This window comes from Bradyrhizobium sp. Ses1 (genome assembly GCF_059512365.1).
On the sequence record NZ_JCAMOQ010000015.1, the window covers coordinates 15,229 to 33,501 of the forward strand.

General features: G+C 63.5%; 13 protein-coding genes. 9 read left to right on the plus strand and 4 right to left on the minus strand.

Translation table 11 applies throughout. The features are described 5' to 3' along the window. The first annotated feature begins 27 nt into the window (after window positions 1-27). Window positions 28-759 carry a hypothetical protein gene (locus AC5ZG5_RS18935; RefSeq protein ID WP_456643513.1) on the plus strand — a complete coding sequence of 244 codons (732 nt, stop codon included), beginning with the start codon at window positions 28-30 and terminating at the stop codon, window positions 757-759. A gap of 105 nt (window positions 760-864) precedes the next feature. Here the strand turns inward: AC5ZG5_RS18935 and AC5ZG5_RS18940 are convergent, their stop codons facing one another. Together AC5ZG5_RS18940 and AC5ZG5_RS18945 are read right to left on the minus strand one after the other, a co-directional pair. Continuing rightward, a complete protein-coding gene (locus AC5ZG5_RS18940; RefSeq protein WP_456643512.1) occupies window positions 865-2,187 on the minus strand; it encodes a dicarboxylate/amino acid:cation symporter in 1,323 nt (440 codons plus the stop codon). A 121-nt stretch (window positions 2,188-2,308) separates the two neighbouring features. Further along, complete coding sequence (locus tag AC5ZG5_RS18945; protein WP_456643511.1) at window positions 2,309-3,583, minus strand: serine hydrolase domain-containing protein; 1,275 nt, start codon at window positions 3,581-3,583, stop codon at window positions 2,309-2,311. A gap of 133 nt (window positions 3,584-3,716) precedes the next feature. On the opposite strand from AC5ZG5_RS18945, the gene AC5ZG5_RS18950 reads away from it, so the two are divergent. From AC5ZG5_RS18950 to AC5ZG5_RS18985, 8 genes are all read left to right on the plus strand, one after another. After that, window positions 3,717-4,640, plus strand: a complete 924-nt coding sequence (locus tag AC5ZG5_RS18950) for an intradiol ring-cleavage dioxygenase (RefSeq protein ID WP_456643510.1) — start codon at window positions 3,717-3,719, stop codon at window positions 4,638-4,640. Between the two features lie 411 nt (window positions 4,641-5,051). Continuing rightward, a complete protein-coding gene (locus AC5ZG5_RS18955; RefSeq protein WP_456643509.1) occupies window positions 5,052-6,371 on the plus strand; it encodes a CmpA/NrtA family ABC transporter substrate-binding protein in 1,320 nt (439 codons plus the stop codon). A 62-nt stretch (window positions 6,372-6,433) separates the two neighbouring features. Beyond that, window positions 6,434-7,330, plus strand: coding sequence for a nitrate ABC transporter permease (ntrB, locus tag AC5ZG5_RS18960; protein ID WP_456643508.1), 897 nt, complete (start codon window positions 6,434-6,436; stop codon window positions 7,328-7,330). A gap of 11 nt (window positions 7,331-7,341) precedes the next feature. Further along, the gene (locus tag AC5ZG5_RS18965; RefSeq protein WP_456643507.1) at window positions 7,342-8,136 is read left to right on the plus strand and encodes an ABC transporter ATP-binding protein; all 795 of its coding nucleotides are present in this window, start codon (window positions 7,342-7,344) and stop codon (window positions 8,134-8,136) included. A gap of 139 nt (window positions 8,137-8,275) precedes the next feature. Continuing rightward, window positions 8,276-8,701, plus strand: coding sequence for a globin family protein (locus tag AC5ZG5_RS18970; RefSeq protein WP_456643506.1), 426 nt, complete (start codon window positions 8,276-8,278; stop codon window positions 8,699-8,701). A 10-nt stretch (window positions 8,702-8,711) separates the two neighbouring features. Beyond that, the gene (locus AC5ZG5_RS18975; RefSeq protein WP_456643505.1) at window positions 8,712-9,920 is read left to right on the plus strand and encodes an NAD(P)/FAD-dependent oxidoreductase; all 1,209 of its coding nucleotides are present in this window, start codon (window positions 8,712-8,714) and stop codon (window positions 9,918-9,920) included. Then, on the plus strand, window positions 9,917-12,619 hold the full coding sequence (locus AC5ZG5_RS18980) for a nitrate reductase (RefSeq protein WP_456643504.1): 2,703 nt from the start codon (window positions 9,917-9,919) through the stop codon (window positions 12,617-12,619). Before AC5ZG5_RS18975 ends, AC5ZG5_RS18980 begins: the two co-directional genes overlap by 4 nt. Window positions 12,620-12,782: 163 nt before the next feature. After that, window positions 12,783-13,682 (plus strand): SMP-30/gluconolactonase/LRE family protein, encoded by a 900-nt coding sequence (locus AC5ZG5_RS18985; RefSeq protein ID WP_207230888.1) that lies wholly within the window; start codon window positions 12,783-12,785, stop codon window positions 13,680-13,682. Window positions 13,683-13,827: 145 nt separating this feature from the next. Here AC5ZG5_RS18985 and AC5ZG5_RS18990 read toward each other — a convergent pair whose 3' ends face one another. Both AC5ZG5_RS18990 and AC5ZG5_RS18995 read right to left on the minus strand, forming a co-directional pair. Further along, window positions 13,828-14,754, minus strand: coding sequence for a response regulator (locus tag AC5ZG5_RS18990; protein WP_456643503.1), 927 nt, complete (start codon window positions 14,752-14,754; stop codon window positions 13,828-13,830). Next, the gene (locus tag AC5ZG5_RS18995; RefSeq protein WP_456643502.1) at window positions 14,744-18,112 is read right to left on the minus strand and encodes a hybrid sensor histidine kinase/response regulator; all 3,369 of its coding nucleotides are present in this window, start codon (window positions 18,110-18,112) and stop codon (window positions 14,744-14,746) included. Before AC5ZG5_RS18995 ends, AC5ZG5_RS18990 begins: the two co-directional genes overlap by 11 nt. Window positions 18,113-18,273 lie beyond the last annotated feature (161 nt).

An 18,273-nucleotide genomic window follows, 5' to 3' on the forward strand; every position in this document is an offset into this window, starting at 1 on the left:
ACCACGGTACTCCAAGCAGACTGTCGAATGGTAGCCAAACGCCGCGTGCTTTGGAAGTATCCAGATACCGGCGTGGTCAGACTACCTAAAGTCGTCAACGCCCGAGATAACTTACGATATCCCGCACTGTGTATTTGGCAAAATATTGGACAAACCACAACTACTACGGGTTGGGTCGACACAGATTTTGAACGCATGCTTACTACCGGCCTCTGCATGCGTGGTTCTACATCCCGTACTTGTACGGGACCTGAACGGCTCTGGATTTGGCCAAAAAATGACAGCGGACATAGCCGCGTGGCGCATCCCTCCCGCGCGTTAGGCGCATTAGAAGGAAAACAGAGCACCAATCACCCGCTGGACAATTTCGCAAAATTTCTGGATCATCTGTTCATTCACGCGCCCGACCACCCGCAGACCTTTGTGGAGAGGCTCATGAAGCGAAGAAATGAAACGCCGCGAATCTATCTCGCAAGTTCGGGAGCGGAAGAAATGCCGGTTGTCCATACCGAAGAACGGTTGCTCTCGCTGCTTGCGACGCTTGAGGAGTGCAGGGACTTCCTCACGGACAAGGCAAGTCCGGAAACGGCGCGTTTGCTGTCGCTGGCCATCCTCGAACTCAGGATGGAGCTGCATCAGGTGACCGACGCCGAGCTCAAGGCGCTGTGCGACCTGATGACTCCGGAGGAGCGGCCGCCGCAGGAAGTAAGGTCGGTCTCCGGCAAGCCGCTGCCGCCGTATCTGAAACTGGTCAAATAGCGCTCGTTTGCGCGTAGCCCGGATGGAGCGCAGCGCAATCCGGGGCCTAGCCAGATCGTGTGGCGCCCCGGATTACGCTGCGCTCCATCCGGGCTACGATTCACCTCACCCCGCCGTCACGTCGACCAGCTCGTCGCCGTCGAGGACCCGCGTGGCCTTTTCGCGGTCGAGATCGCCTTCCCACGCCGCCACCACGACTGTCGCAACGCAGTTGCCGATCAGGTTGCCGACGGCGCGGGCCATGCCAATGAACCAGTCGACCGACAGCACCAGCACGAGGCCGATGGCGGGAATGGTCGGCACCGCATTCAGCGTCGCCGCCAGGATCACGATCGCCGAGCCCGGCACGCCATGCGCGCCCTTTGAGGTGATCAGGGAGACGCCGAGCACCAGCAACAGATCGCCGAACGACAGCGGCGTGTTGGTCGCCTGCGCGATGAACACCACCGCCAGCGTCAGATAGATCGAAAAGGCGTCGAGGTTGAACGAATAGCCGGTCGGGATCACCAGCCCGACGACGGAGTCCTTGACGCCCAACCGCTCCAGCTTGCGCATGATCTGCGGCAGCACCGCGTCGGACGACGCAGTCGCCAGCACGATGGTCAATTCCTCGCGAAGGTAGGCCAGGAATTTGAGGATATTGATGCCGGCCAGGGCCATGACGCCGCCCAGCACGCCGAACACGAAGATCGCGACCGAGATGTAGAACAGCGCGACCAGCGAGACCAGTTGCTTGAGCGAGCCGACGCCGTATTTGCCGACCGTATAGGCCACCGCGCCGAGCACGCCGAGCGGGGCGGCGCGCACGATCAGCCCCATCGCGCGGAACAGCACCGCCGAGACAGCGTCGATCATGGAGGTGACCTTCTCGCCCTTTTCGCCGCCGACCAGCGCCAGGCTGACGCCGAAGATCACCGCGAAGAACAAGACCTGCAGCACGTCGTTGCGCGCCAGCGCATCGAAGGAGGTGGTCGGAATGATGTTCAGGAGGAAAGCGCCGATGCCGCCGCCCTGCAGCTTGTGGGCGTTGTCGGCATAGGTGTTGAGCGCCTTGGCATCGAGCGTCGAGGTATCGATGTTCATGCCATGGCCGGGCCCGAACAGATAGGCCAGCAGGAGGCCGACGACCAGTGCGATCGTCGTCATCGCCTCGAAATACATCAGCGCCTTGACGCCGACGCGACCGACTTTCTTCAGGTCGCCGGCGCCGGCAATGCCGTGCACGACCACGCAGAACACGATCGGTGCCACGATCATCGAGATCAGCTTGAGGAAGGCGTCGCTGAAGATCTTCAGCCCGATCGCGAAGTCGGGGGCGATCACGCCGAGCGCGATGCCGAGCAGCAGCGCGGCAAGCACCTGGACGAAGAGGGATGTGTAGAGCGGCTTGCGGGTTTCGGTAGCTGCTGCGGCTGTGATGCTCGACATGGTCTGCTCCCATGGGTTTTGCCCATGCGTAGCAACTTGCATGCCAAGCACGCGTCGCGACGGTTCGAAAGCTGTCGAAGTTCCGCGGCGCTTCACGCGATGCGCCGCGGAACAAAGAGGGTCAACGGTTGCTGTCGGTGATCGCGGCGTACACCATGGTGCGCAGCTCGCGCCGCAGCGGGTAGGCGCTGGAGGGGAGCACCTGCGTCATGAAGATCGTGATCAATTCTTCCGCCGGGTCGATCCAGAACGACGTGGTTGCGGCGCCGCCCCAATTGTATTCGCCGGGGCTGCCGGCAATCAGCGTCTGCGCCGGGTTCATGGTCACGGCAAAGCCGAGGCCAAAGCCGATGCCGTTATAGGCCGCTTCCGAGAACAGCGAGCGCGACAGGGCCGGCAGGTCGACGCCGCCGGGCAGATGGTTCGACGTCATCAGCTTCAAGGTCTTCGGTCCGATCAGCCGCACGCCGCCGACCTCGCCGCCATTGAGCAGCGCGCGGCAGAAGGTGAGATAGTCGGCGGCCGTCGAGCACAATCCGCCGCCGCCTGATATCAGCGAGGGCGGCGACAGGAACGAGCTGGTGGCCGGGTCATCCTGCAGCGTCAGCCCGCCCTTGCGGTCGGCGGCATGGAACGTCATGCCGCCTTGCGGGTCGGCGGAATAGCAGGCCGCCAGGCGATGCGCCTTGTCTGCCGGCACGAAGAAATCGGTGTCGTTCATGCCGAGCGGGTGGAAGATACGCTCCTTCAGGAATTGCTCGAACGGGATGCCGCTGATCTTGCCGACGAGATATCCGATCACGTCGGTGGCGACAGAATAATTCCAGGCCTCACCCGGTGAGAATTCGAGCGGGATCTTGGCGAGATCCTCGATCATGGTGTCGAGCGTACCGGCCTTGACGACCTCGCCGATCTTGTTCTCGCGATAGGCTGCATCGACATTGGAGCGCTGCTGGAAGCCGTAAGTGAGCCCCGAGGTGTGCCGCAGGAGGTCGACGATCAGCATCGGCCGCGACGGCGGCTTGGTCAGGAACGCCGGCGCGGTGCCGGCCTGGAACACGCCGAGGTTCTTCCATTCCGGGATGTATTTATGGACGGGCTCGTCGAGTGCCACGAGGCCTTGCTCAACCAGCATCATGAAGGCGACCGAGGTGATCGGCTTGGTCATGGAATAGATGCGGAAGATGGTGTCGTCCTTGACCGGCACCTTGCGCTCGACATCGGCAAAGCCTTGCACAGTCGAATGCACGATCTTGCCGCGGCGGTAGACCAGAAGCTGCGTGCCCGGAAACCGCCCGGCCTCGATGTAGCGCCGCTTCAGGTGGTCCTCGAGGCGGTCCAGCGCCGCTTGCGACATGCCGGCGGATTCGGGGGAAGCGGGGGTGGGGGCCAACATCGCTCTTCTCCGGTTTTGGGGCAGGCCTTGATAGCCGAAAAGTGTCCTGCGTTCCAATCACCTGGCGCTTACACCGTCGTGGGTCGTCGTGTAGGGTGAAGCCAAGCGAAACCAATTCGCAGGGATGGAAGCAATGCCGCAATTCAATGACACCGAGCTGACCGCCGCCGTCATCCAGAGCTTCGAGGAAACGCCGAATCCGCGGGCCAAATTCCTGCTTCAGGAATTGGTGAAGTCGCTGCACGATTATGTCCGCCGCACCGACCTCACCTTCGAGGAATGGGAATATGCGATCGATTTCCTGACCCGCACCGGTCACAAATGCACCGATATCCGCCAGGAGTTCATCCTGCTCTCCGACGTGCTCGGCGTCTCCATGCTGGTCGATGCAGTCAACCATCGCGACCGCGATGGCGCCACCGAGACCACGGTGCTCGGTCCGTTCTATGTCGGCGAGCACAAGGTGACGCCTGATGGCACCGATATCTCGGCGACGCTGCCCGGCGAGCGGCTCTACGTGCAGGCGCGCGTCACCGATCTCGACGGCAAGCCGGTCGCCGGCGCGCCGGTCGACGTCTGGCATGCCGACGACGATGGCTTCTACGATTCACAAAAGCCGAGCTATGCGACGCAGGGCCCGTCGTCGCGGGCGCGCTTCATCACCGGCGGTGACGGCCGTTTCCATTTTCGCACCATCCTGCCCTGCAGCTATCCGATCCCGACCGACGGCCCGGTCGGCGAGATGATCATGCAGACGCGGCGCCATCCGATGCGTCCCGCGCACATCCATTTCCTGGTCGCGGCGAAGGGCTATGAGCCGCTGATCACCCACGTCTTCATGGAGGGCGACAAATATCTCGACTCCGACGTGGTGTTCGGCGTCAAGGACGAGCTGGTCGCGAAGATAGAAAAGCGCACCGATCCTGTCATGCCCGACGGCACCAAGACGAGCGAGCCGTGGCATTTGATGACCTACGACTTCCGCATCAAGCCGGGCGAGGGCGCGCCGCCGGCACCGCTCGGCGTGAAGGCCGAGAAGGTCGGCGAAGACGCGTAGGCGGCGGTAGCCCGGGTGAAGCGCAGCGTAACCCGGGATCGCTCCTGACCACGCGCGCAGGGATCCCCGGGTTGCGCTGCGCTTCACCCGGGCTACCGCTCAAGCAGGGCCTGCTCATTTTTTGTGCGTCGCACAAACATTGAGCGAATCGCAAAATTTGGCGGCGGAACCGGACGAGACGCGCGGAGCGGTGCGACTCCCAACCCGTTACATTTCTTAGAATTTTTCCAGTCTCGCGGCTTGGCACGAAGCTTGAATAGCTAGCTTGCGACGCCATTGAAGCCGTCCCTCGAAACCAATCATCCGAATTGTGACACCGCCAGACTGGGGCCTCCCCAGCACGCGACCCCGTGCGCTTCGGGGCAGTGCCACAAGCGGACGGGCATTCAGACGCAAAGGACATTTGCACGCATGACGAAGCCGACCAAAGAGACCTCCCGCCATGGCGTCAGCCGCCGCCAGATTCTGAAGGCGGCAAGCGGAACGGCCGCATTGCTGGCCGCGGCGAAACTGAATTTCCCGGCCGGCGCGTTCGCACAAGGTGCAGGTCCTGAGGTGAAGGGCGCCAAGCTCGGCTTCATCGCGCTCAGCGACGCCGGTCCGCTGTTCGTGGCCAAGGACAAGGGCATCTTCGCCAAATACGGTATGCCCGATGTCGACGTGCAGAAGCAGGCTTCATGGGGCACGACGCGCGACAATCTCGTGCTCGGCTCGGAAGGCAACGGCATCGACGGCGCGCATATCCTCACCCCGATGCCTTACCTGATCTCCGCCGGCAAGGTGACGCAGAACAACCAGCCGACACTGATGTACATCCTGGCGCGGCTCAATCTCGACAGCCAGTGCATCTCGGTCGCCGGCGAATATGCCGATCTCAAGCTCGGCGTTGACGCTACGCCGTTCAAGGCGGCGCTGGAAAAGAAGAAAGCTTCCGGCAAGGCGGTGAAGGCGGCCATGACCTTCCCGGGCGGCACCCATGATCTCTGGATCCGCTATTGGCTCGCGGCCGGCGGCATCGATCCCGACAAGGACATCGAGACCATCGTTGTCCCGCCGCCGCAGATGGTCGCCAACATGAAGGTCGGCACCATGGATTGCTTTTGCGTCGGCGAGCCATGGAATCTGCAGTTGATCCATCAGCGCATCGGCTACACCGCGGTCACGACCGGGGAAATCTGGAACAAGCATCCGGAAAAGTCGTTCGGCATGCGCGCCGCTTTCGTCGACAAATATCCGAAAGCCGCCAAGGCGCTGCTGATGGCGGTGATGGAAGCCCAGCAATGGTCCGACAAGGCGGAGAACAAGCAGGAGCTCGCTTCGATCATGGGCAAGCGGCAATGGATGAATTGCCCGGTCGAGGACGTCTATGACCGCAGCGCCGGCAAGTTCGACTATGGCATCCCCGGTAAGGTGGTCGAGAACTCGCCGCACATCATGAAGTATTGGCGCGACTTCGCGTCTTATCCGTTCCAGAGTCACGATCTCTGGTTCCTCACGGAAGACATTCGCTGGGGCAAGTATGAAGCGGGCTTCGACACCAAGGCGCTGATCGCGAAGGTCAATCGCGAAGATATGTGGCGTGAGGCCGCCAAGGAAATGGGCGTGCCCGCGTCCGAAATCCCGACCTCGACCTCGCGCGGCAAGGAGACGTTCTTCGACGGCAAGGTGTTCGATCCCGAGAATCCGTCGGCCTATATGAAGTCGCTGTCCATCAAGCGTGTTGACGTCTGATCCGCGCAAAGCGGCGCGCATCTGCGCGTCGCCCGGCACCTGAACACGGAGAGAGATTTTCGATGTCTATGCCTGCACTGAAAACCGACGCCGTATCGACGGCACTTCCGGTTACGGCCGCGCCGGTCGTGACCATGACACCGAAGCGTGCGCCGCAGTCCGAGAAATACGCCAAGATGGCGAAGGAGGCCGCGGTGCGCGTGGTGCCGCCGCTGATCGTCGTCGCGTTCCTGCTCGTGGTTTGGGAGCTAATCTGCCGGCGCGCCGGCTCGACGCTGCCGCCGCCCTCGCGTGTGTTCAGCGATACCAAGGAACTGATCTTCGATCCGTTCTTCGATCATGGCGGCATCGACAAGGGCCTGTTCTGGCATTTGTCGGCGAGCCTGCAGCGCGTCGCCTATGGCTATTCGCTTGCCGCAATCATCGGCGTCGCGCTCGGCACGCTGGTCGGTCAATCGGTCTGGGCGATGCGCGGACTTGATCCCTTGTTCCAGGTGCTGCGCACCATCCCGCCGCTCGCCTGGTTGCCGCTGTCGCTTGCGGCCTTCCGCGACGGCCATCCGTCGGCGATCTTCGTGATCTTCATCACCTCGGTGTGGCCGATCATCATCAACACCGCCGTCGGCATCCGCAATATCCCGCAGGATTACCGCAACGTCGCCGCGGTGGTGCAGCTCAATCCGCTCGAGTTCTTCGCCAAGATCATGATCCCGGCGGCTGCTCCCTACATGTTCACCGGCCTTCGTATCGGCATCGGCCTATCCTGGCTGGCCATCGTCGCGGCCGAAATGCTGATCGGCGGCGTCGGCATCGGCTTCTTCATCTGGGACGCCTGGAATTCCTCGCACATCAGCGAAATCATCCTGGCGCTGTTCTATGTCGGCATCATCGGCTTCGTGCTCGACCGCCTGATTGCGGGCGTCGCGAAGATCGTGACCCGCGGCACCGCCGTGAACTGAGGGGACATGTCATGCAGGCCTATCTGAAGCTCGACCATATCGACAAGATCTTCACGCGCGGCAATGTCACCACCGAAGTGTTGAAGGACATCAACCTGACGATCGAGAAGGGCGAGTACGTCTCGATCATCGGCCATTCCGGCTGCGGCAAGTCCACGCTGCTCAACATCGTGGCCGGGCTCACCGGTACCACCCATGGCGGCGTGCTGCTCGAGAACCGCGAGGTCAACTCGCCGGGCCCGGATCGCGCGGTCGTGTTCCAGAACCACAGCCTGCTGCCGTGGCTGACGGTCTATGAGAACGTCAAGCTCGGCGTCGACAAGGTGTTTTCCAAAACCAAGACGCGGGCCGAGCGCGACGCCTGGGTGATGCACAATCTGAACCTCGTGCAGATGGCGCATGCCAAGGACAAGCGGCCGAACGAGATCTCAGGCGGCATGAAGCAGCGCGTCGGCATTGCGCGGGCGCTCGCGATGGAGCCGAAGGTGCTCTTGCTCGACGAGCCCTTCGGCGCGCTCGATGCGCTGACCCGCGCGCATCTGCAAGATTCCGTGATGGCCCTGCACCAGAAGCTCGGCAACACCATTTTGATGATCACTCATGACGTCGACGAGGCGGTGCTGCTGTCGGACCGCATTGTAATGATGACCAACGGCCCGAGCGCACGGATCGGTGAAGTGCTGGAAGTGCCGCTGGCGCGCCCGCGCAAGCGGCTCGAGCTTGCCACCAACTCCGGCTACCTCAAGTGCCGGCAGCGGGTGCTCGAATTCCTTTACGAGCGGCATCGCTTCGTGGAAGCGGCGTAGCCGGCAGTCGTTATTGCCGGGCTAGAGCGCGAAGCGCGTCTTCGCAAAAATGACGTGGCAATCCATCGAAGGCGGAAGATTTTCTGGGATGGATGCGTAGGTCAAGCCCGCGCACGACGCGTGGAGATGGAGAGAAAGCATGACACCGGAGCAAGTCAAGCTCGTGCAAGAGAGTTTTTCGAAGGTCGCGCCGATTTCCGAGCAGGCCGCGATCCTCTTCTATGATCGCCTGTTCGAGGTCGCACCGACGGTGAGGGCGATGTTTCCGGACGACATGACCGAACAGCGCAAGAAGCTGATGGCGGTGCTGGCTGTGGTGGTGAATGGGCTCAGCAATCTGCAATCCGTGCTGCCCGCCGCAAGCGCGCTCGCCAAGCGGCATGTGAGCTACGGGACCAAGGCGGAGCACTATTCCGTTGTAGGTGGTGCGCTGTTGTGGACCTTGGAAAAGGGCCTCGGCGAAGGCTGGACGCCAGAGATCGCGGATGCCTGGACCGCTGCCTACGGCACGCTGTCCGGCTATATGATTTCGGAAGCCTACGGCGGCACGCAGGCTGCCGAATAGAGGAAGCGCCGTGAGCGAACCGCTGGTCATTGTCGGCAATGGGATGGCGGCCGCACGCCTGGTCCACGAATTGTCGAAGGTGGCGCTCGGGCGCTACGCCGTCGCGGTGATCGGCAGCGAGCCGCGGCTCGCCTATAACCGTGTGCTGTTGTCTTCCGTCCTTGCCGGCGAGACCACGTCGGAGGATATCGAGCTGCAGCCGGCATCGTGGTGGCGCGACCGCGGCGTGACGCTGAAATATGGCTGCATCGCCACCGAGATCGATGTCGGCCGCCGCGAATTGAAGATCGAAGGCGAAGAGAGCATCACCTTCTCGAAGCTGGTCCTGACCACCGGCTCATCGGCGCTGCGGCTCAACGTGCCCGGCGGCGAGCTCGCCGGCGTGCATACGTTCCGCGATAGCCGCGACGTCGACCTGTTGCTCGCGCTCGCCGCGCGCAAGACGCGCGTGGTCGTGATCGGCGGCGGGCTACTCGGGCTCGAGGCGGCCTATGGGCTGGCGAAAGCGGGGGCGCCAGTGACGCTGGTGCACCTGATGGACCGATTGATGGAGCGCCAGCTCGACGCACCGGCGGGCGCGCTCCTGAAATCGCTGGTCGAGCAGAAAGGCATCGAGATCCTGCTCGAGGCCAGCACCGCGCGCATCCACGGCGAGAACCGTGTCGAAGGTGTCGAGCTTGCAGACGGACGATTGATCAAGGCCGACGCGGTGATCTTCGCCGCCGGCATCCGGCCGAACATCGCGCTGGCAAAGGAAGCCGGCATTATCGTCAATCGTGGAATCGTGGTTGACGATTGCTTACAGACCGGCGCCGAAGGCGTGTTCGCGATCGGCGAATGCGCCGAGCATCGCGGCATCTGCTACGGTCTCGTCGAGCCGGCCTATGAGCAGGCGCGGGTGCTGGCGCGGCATCTTGCCGGACAGGATGTCGCCTATGCCGGCAGCATCGTGGCAACCAATTTGAAAGTGTCCGGTGTCAGCGTGTTTTCCGCCGGCGATTTCATGGGCGCCGAGGGCAGCGAGAGCATCGTGTTCAGCGACGTTAACCACGGCAGCTACAAGAAGCTCGTGATTGCAGACGGACGCCTGACCGGCGCGGTTCTGATCGGCGACACGTCAGATGCGCTCTGGTATCTCGACCTGATCCGCAGCGCGAGGCCGATTGCCAAGATCCGCGGCGACATGATGTTCGGCCGTTCGCTGGCGGAGGCAGCATGAGCGCAGCCGATCCCGCGCTTCGCACCGTCAAGACCACCTGCGCCTATTGCGGCGTCGGCTGCGGCGTGCTGGCGACGCCTGACGGCAAGGGCGGCGCCGCGATCGCGGGCGATCCCGATCATCCCGCCAATTTCGGCCGCCTGTGCTCGAAGGGCTCCGCCCTCGGCGAGACGCTGGGGCTGGACAACCGGCTGCTCTATCCGATGATCCGCTGCGACAAGGGGATGGAGCGCATCGCCTGGAGCGACGCGCTCGACCATGTCGCGCATCGCTTCAAGCACATCATCGCGCGCGATGGCCCCGGCGCCGTCGCATTCTATCTCTCCGGGCAGTTGCTGACCGAAGATTACTATGTCGCCAACAAGCTGATGAAGGGTTTCATCGGCAGCGCCAATGTCGACACCAATTCGCGGCTGTGCATGTCGTCCTCCGTGGCCGGCCATCGCCGCGCCTTCGGCGCCGACACCGTGCCCGGCTGTTACGAGGATCTCGAGCAGGCCGACCTCCTGGTGCTGGTCGGCTCCAACGCCGCCTGGTGCCATCCGGTGCTGTTCCAGCGCATGCTCGCCAACAAGCAGCAGCGCGGCGCGCGCATCGTGGTGATCGATCCACGCCGCACCGATACATCGGAAGATGCCGATCTCTTCCTCGGCCTGAAGCCCGGCACCGACACCGCGCTGTTCTGCGGCCTGCTGGTGCATCTCGCAGACAGCGGCGCGCTCGATCACGCCTATATCGACCGCAACACCAGCGGCTTCGACGAGGCGCTGGCGCGCGCCCGCGGCATGGCCGGCAGTGTCGGCGCGACCGCGCTCGCCACCGGCCTCTCCGAGCAGGACGTTGCGACGTTCTTCAAGATGTTTGCCAGCACGCCGCGCGTGGTGACCTTGTATTCCCAAGGCGTCAACCAGTCGGCGCAGGGCACCGATAAGGTCAACGCCATCCTCAACTGCCATCTCGCCACGGGTCGCATCGGCAAGATCGGCGCGTCGCCGTTCTCGCTGACGGGCCAGCCGAACGCGATGGGCGGGCGCGAAGTTGGTGGGCTCGCCAACCAGCTTGCCGCCCATATGGTCTTCACGCCGCCGGATATCGACCGCGTCCGCCGGTTCTGGAAGGCGCCGCGCATCGCCACCCATGAGGGGTTGAAGGCGGTGCAGATGTTCGAGGCAATCGGGCGCGGCGAGATCAAGGCGTTGTGGGTGATCGGCACCAACCCGGCAGTATCGCTGCCGGATGCCGATGCCGCGCGTGAGGCATTGCGGAAGCTCGAACTGTTCGTGGTGTCGGAGAATGTTCGCTCCAACGACACTGTCGATGTGGGCGCGCATGTGTTGTTGCCCGCGCAGGCTTGGGGCGAGAAATCCGGCACGGTGACCAATTCCGAGCGCCGCATCTCGCGCCAGCGCGCGTTCCTGGAATCTCCCTGCGAAGCGCAGCCGGACTGGTGGATCCTTTGCGAGGTCGCAAGGCGCCTCGGTTTTGGTGCCGCCTTCGACTTCAAGTCCGCGGCCGATATTTTCCGCGAGCACGCGGCGCTCTCGGCATTCGAGAACAACGGCAACAGGGATTTCGATATCGGTGCGCTGACATCGCTGTCGGACGAGGCCTTTGACGCGATGGCGCCGGTGCAATGGCCGATGCGGCAGGATGCGCCGCCGCAGCCGCGCTTCTTTGCGGAAGGCGGCTTCTTCGCCAACGACCGCAAGGCGCGCTTCGTCGCGCCGGAGATTCCGGCGCTGCGGACCGAGACGACGCCGGCGCGGCCGCTGCGGCTCAACACCGGCCGCATCCGCGACCAGTGGCACACGATGACGCGCACCGGCGCGAGCCCGAGGCTCGGCCAGCATCTTCCCGAGCCGTTCGTGGAGGTCCACCCGGACGATGCGCTGCGCTACGGCGTCACCGACGGCAGCTTTGCCCGCGTCACCACCGATTACGGACAATGCACGCTCCGCGTCGTCGTCAGCGAGCGCCAGCAGCGCGGCATGCTGTTCGCGCCGATCCACTGGAGCGAGGCCACCGCGACCGGCGCCCGCGTCGGCTCGCTGGTCGCGCCGTTCACCGATCCGTTCTCCGGCCAGCCCGAGAACAAGGCGACGCCGGCTTCGATCGCTCCTTACGAATATGTGTTCCGCGGCTTTGCGCTGTCGCGCCAACCGCTGCAATTGCCTGTTCATGCCTGGGTCGCGCGCGTCGCGGTCAATGGCGGTCACGGCTATCTGTTCGCTGATAATGCCGACCTGCTCGGCTGGCAGCTCTGGCTCAGGATGAACACCGAAGGCGATCTTGCCGAATACAAGGATTTCGGCGGCGGCATCTACCGCGGCGCCTCCTTCAACGCCGGCCGCATCGAAACCTGCCTGTTCCTCGGTCCCGCCGATGATGCCGGCGACTGGAATGTGGTGAAAGGCTTGTTTGCTGCCGATGCACTCAGCGATGCGCAGCGTCGCATGTTGCTGTCAGGCAAATCGGCGGACGGTCTCGCCAACGCCGGTCCGATCGTCTGCGCCTGCTTCGGCGTCGGCCGCGCCACGATCTGCGACACAATCGCCGCCGGCGCGGGCTCTCCTGCGGAGATCGGCGCGCAACTCAAGGCCGGCACCAATTGCGGGTCTTGTATTCCGGAATTGAAGCGGCTGATTGCGCAGACGGGAGCGCGAGATTCTGAGCAGCCTCCGTTGGCTGCTGCCAACTAGATCTCTCCCCACGTCATTGCGAGCGAAGCAATCCATCTCTCCATGCGGGGGGAGATGGATTGCTTCGTCGCTACGCTCCTCGCAATGACGGCGGAGAGGCGGTCGACTGTGTCAAGGATGTCCTCTATGGTGCCGTCCGTTCCGCTAACGGGTGAACCAAGAAATGCTGTACCTGGAAACGCCGCCGAAATTGATCGAGACCACGATCTTCTCCGCCATGCCGGACGAATTCCGCCGCAAGCAGTCAACCGAGTGGGCCGATGCCAACCGCCCGGGTCAGCCAACCGATTGCTTTATCGAAGGGCCGTCCTTCGACGCCGACGGCAATCTCTACATTGTCGACATCCCCTTCGGCCGCATCTTCAAAATTTCGCCAAATAAGAAATGGTCGCTGGCCGTCGAATATCAGGGATGGCCCAACGGTCTGAAGATCGATTCCAAAGGCCGCATCCTCGTCGCCGATTACCGGCACGGCATCATGGAGCTCGACGCGCGGGCAGGGCGGATGCTTCCGGTACTGACCTCGCGCAATTCGGAATCCTTCCGCGGCTGCAACGATCTGCACATCGCCTCCAACGGCGACATCTATTTCACCGACCAGGGCCAGACCGGGCTGCACGATCCGAGCGGCCGGGTTTATCGTCTGCGCGCGAGCGGGCAGCTCGATTGCCTGATCAACACCGGCATCAGCCCCAACGGATTGGTGCTCGATCCGCAGGAGGCCGTGTTGTTCGTTGCCATGACCCGTGACAACGCGGTGTGGCGCGCGCCGTTCATGAAGGACGGCAGCGTGTCGAAGGTCGGCCGTTTCTGCTCGATGTTCGGCCCCGGCGGTCCGGATGGGATCACAATGGATAAAGCCGGCCGGCTGTTCGTCGCCCATGTCTCGCTCGGCCACGTCTTCGTGTTCGCACCGTCAGGCGAGCTGATCGCGCGTATCAAGTCCTGCGCAGGGAATGCCGTCACCAACGTCGCCATTGGCGGCGAGAACCGCGACCGGCTCTACATCACGGAGTCCGCGACGGGCACGGTGCTGGTGGCGGATATCAGCGTGCTCGGCTGAAGAAGATGGGAAATGTAGCCACGCCGTCATGGCCGGGCTTATCCCGGCCATCCGCGCTCTTCCGAGCTGCACCAAAGAACGTGGATGCGCGGGACAAGTCCGGGCATGACGGAAAGGAGGAGCGCTGCACCACGGCGCGAACGCCTCAGGACTTCCTGTTCCTCGCATTCACCGCGATCGCCGCGGCCGCGGTGCGGTTCTCCACCCCGAGTTTGGAATAGATCTGCTCCAGATGCTTGTCGACTGTGCGCGGGCTGAGCCCCAGGATTTGCGCGATGTCGCGGTTGGTCTTGCCCTTGGAGAGCCATGACAGCACCTCGCCCTCGCGCGTGGTGAGGCCGAGCTCGCTGGAGAATTCCGCGGGCATGTCGGCGCTGGTGTCCTTCGCCAGCCGCAGCAGGAATTCGTTGACGCCAAGCTTGCCCATATATTGCAGCCGCAATTGCTCGTTGGCTGGAAACGAGGCCATGGTCGTGGTCTTCGCTGCAGCCTTTCCCTTCTGCGTCTGCTCAAGCCATTGCGGGATCGGATCGGGCAGCGCGAGGTCGTCGCCGTCCTCCGCCAGCGTGTCCGACAGCAGCCTTTGCGCCTGTGGCGTCGCCCACAAGATCTTGCCGTGGCCGTTGACCGCGAGCAGATAGCGGCCGGAGACGTCGAGCGCAGCGCGGGCGCTCTGCGTCAGTCTCGCATTGGCGAGGTGGACGCGGATGCGCGCCAGCATTTCCTGCACCACGATCGGCTTGGTCACGTAATCGACACCGCCGGCTTCCAATCCGCGCACGATGTGCTCGGTCTCGGCGAGACCTGTCATGAAGATGATCGGCACATGGTCGAGCCCGGCATCGCGCTTCAGCCGGCGGCAGGTCTCGAAACCATCCATGCCGGGCATGACGGCGTCGAGCAGCACGATGTCGGGCGTGATCTGGTCGACGATCCGCATCGCGGAGGCGCCGTCGAGCGCCACCATCACGGTCATGCCGGCGCCGTCGAGCGCGTCGGTCAGGAGCCGCAGCGTCTCCGGGGAGTCGTCGACGACGAGCGCGATGTCGCGCTTCTTGGTTTCAGTGGTCATAGCTGTGCAGCGCCTTCAGGGTCGCCATGTACTGATCGAGGTCGAAGCGATCGACCAATGAGCGCATCTGCGAGACGAAATCGGTATGCTCGGGATGTTCAGTGCCGATCTCGTCGAGTTTCAGCTGGATCGCGCGGATATAGCCCAATTGCCCGAGGCCGATCAGTTCCTCGATATATTTCACCGGCGGCCGCGAGCCGCTCTCCGGCTGCCACTGCGGCACGGGCACCTCGTCGGCATCGTGCTGCCAGTCGAGCTTGAGCAGCAGGCGGATGGTCTCTAACAGGCGCGGGATATCGATCGGCTTCATCAGGTAGCCGTCGTGGAATGGTTGCGCGAGCGGGGCGCCATGCGCTTCCAGCGCGCTCGCCGAGATCATCAGGATGCGTGCCTGGTGATGGCCGGCCGAGCGCAGCGCCTCGGCAACAGTCCAGCCGTCCATGCCGGGCATGGAGATGTCGAGCAGGAACAGGTCGGGCCGGCAATGCTGCGCTAGCGCGAGGCACCCGGGACCATCGGGCGCGCTGAGCAGGATGAAGCCGAGCGGCGCCAGCACTTCGCGCAAGAGATCGCGGTGGGTCGGATCGTCGTCAGTGATCAGGACGGTCTTGCGCGGGCCATGATAGCCATAGACCGGCGCATCGGTCGGCGCGCTGCGCCGCGGGTTTGTCACTTCCGACAGCAATATCTTGACGCGGAAGGTGCTGCCGGCGCCGACGGTGCTGGTCACCTTGATGTCGCCGCCCATCACGCCCGCCAGCAGCCGGCTGATGGTGAGCCCGAGACCGGTGCCGGTCTGCGGCTGCGAGACGCCGAGCGCGCCACGTTCGAACGGCGCGAAGATGCGCTCGAGATCGTCAGGCTGGATGCCCGGGCCGGTGTCGATCACCTCGAACTCGGCGACCGGGCTGCGGTAGTGCACGACGAACTGCACGTGGCCGGTTTGCGTGAACTTGATCGCGTTCGACAGCAGGTTGATCAGGATTTGCCGCAGCCGCTTCTCGTCGGCATAGACCACGACCGGCAGCACCGCCGGCCGCTTGAACACGAAATCGATGCCTTTCGCGGCTGCCTGCAGACGGAACATGCCGACGAGCTGGTCGAGGAAATCGTTCAGCCGGACCTCGTCGCGCGAGAGATAAAGCCGGCCGGCCTCGATCTTGGAGATGTCGAGGATGCCGTCGATCAAGCCGGAGAGATGGTCGGCGCTGCGACGGACCACGCGGACCTGTTCGCGCGGCCGCGTCTGCAGGGTATTGTCCTGCTCCAGCAGTTGCGCATAGCCGGAGATCGCGTTCAGCGGCGAGCGCAATTCGTGGCTCAGGCCGACGACATAGCGGCTCTTGGCGAGGTTGGCGGACTCGGCGACTTCCTTGGCGCGCTGCAGTTCGGCGTCGGTTCGCTTGTGGGCATCGATCTCCTGGATCAGCAGCGCGGTCTGCCGTCGGGTCTCTTCCTCCGCCGCGCGCCGGCTCTGCTGCGCCAGCACGAACAGCCAAGCCACCACGCCGATGATGATGATCAGCGCAAAGAACACTTTCCACAGCACGTCCGACAACAGGTTGCCGGCTTGCACGGTGGCCGAGGTCTGCAGGTAGATCAGCCCGAGCACCAGCCCGACAAGGCCCGCCGAGACCGCGAACACGCCGAGATAATGCCCGAGCTGCGAATTGATGCGGGCATAGATCGGCTGCGGCAGCAATTTGCCCAATGTCTCCGACACCTGCGACTGGATGCGCGCATGCGGCTTGCACAGGTCATGGCAGCGCGCGTCGAGCGAGCAGCACAAGGAGCAGATCGGGCCGGCATAGGCGGGGCAGGCGGCCATGTCTTCGGGCTCGAACGAATGCTCGCAGATGCAGCACTGGATCTGCTCGAGGTTCTGCCAGCTCCGTTTCGGCTTGCGCGCGATGTAGTATTTGCCGTCGGTAGCCCAGGCGATCAGCGGCGCAACGATAAACGCCACCGCCAGCGCGACGAAGGCGGACAGCGCCTTTGCCGTTGGCCCGAACACGCCGTAGAAGGCGCTGATCGAGACGATGGTCGCAATCAGCATCGCGCCGACGCCGACCGGGTTGATGTCGCAGAGATGCGCGCGCTTGAACTCGATGTGCTGCGGCCGCAGGCCCAGCGGCTTGTTGATGACGAGGTCAGCAACGAGCGCACCGACCCAGGCGATCGCGACATTGGAATAGAGCGCGAGTGTCTGCTCCAGCGCCTTGTAGACGCCGATCTCCATCAACAGCAGCGCAACGACCACGTTGAAGACCAGCCAGACCACGCGGCCGGGATGGCTGTGGGTGAGGCGGGAAAAGAAATTCGACCAGGCGATCGAGCCGGCATAGGCGTTGGTCACGTTGATCTTGACCTGCGACAGGATCACAAACGTTCCCGTCAGCGCCAGCGCCAGATCCGGCTGCGACAGCACGTAGCGATAGGCCTCCAGGTACATGTTGGCGGGCTCGGCGGCGTGCTCATAGGAGACGCCGTGACTCAGCGCGAAGAAGGCGAGGAACGATCCGGCCAGCAGCTTCAGGGCGCCGAGGACGATCCAGCCGGGCCCTGCGCTGAGCAGCGCGATCCACCACGCCCGCCGCGACGTGCGCCGGTCGCGTGGCAGGAAGCGGAGGAAGTCGACCTGTTCGCCGATCTGCGCCACCAGCGAGAACACCACGGAGGCCGCAGTGCCGAACAGCAAGAGGTCGAGCTGGCCGGATGGGTTGCCATGCTCGCCGGAAAAATTGCGCCATTCGATGAACGAGCGCGGATGGGCGTAGGCGATCGCGGCAAAGGGCAGGATATGCAGCACGATCCAGATCGGCTGCGTCCACAACTGGAAGCGGCTGATCAGGGTGATGCCGTAGACCACCAGCGGGATGATCACGACTGCGCTGATGACATAGCCGATCGGCCGCGGGATGCCGAAACACATTTCGAGCGCGGTCGCCAGGATCACTGCCTCGATCGCAAAGAAGATGAAGGTGAAGGAGGCGTAGATCAGCGAGGTGATGGTCGAGCCGATATAGCCGAAGCCGGCGCCGCGGGTTAAGAGATCGATGTCGATGCCGAACTTGGCGGCGTTATAGGCGATCGGCAGTCCGCAGCAGAAGATGATGGCGCTGACCACGAGGATGGCCGCGGTCGCGTTCATCGCGCCATAGTTCAGCGTGATGGTGCCGCCAATCGCTTCCAGCGCCAGGAATGAGATCGCACCTAACGCAGTGTTGGCAACACGGCCGGCGGACCAGCGGCGCGCGCTCTTTGCGGTGAAGCGCAGCGCATAATCCTCCAGCGTCTGGTTGGCAACCCACTGATTATACTGGCGCCTGACGCGGTCTATCCGCTGCCGCCCTGCCAATTCCCCACCTCCTGAGCCGACGTCGGTCCCGCCCGGTAGTCCCGCCCGTCCTGCTCGCAAATCCCGTACCAGAACCTACGTCGCTATTTTGCGGTGCAGTATACGCAATCTTGCGTATCAGTGCGCTGCACAAATCTGGGCAATCCTCGCCTGACCATTAA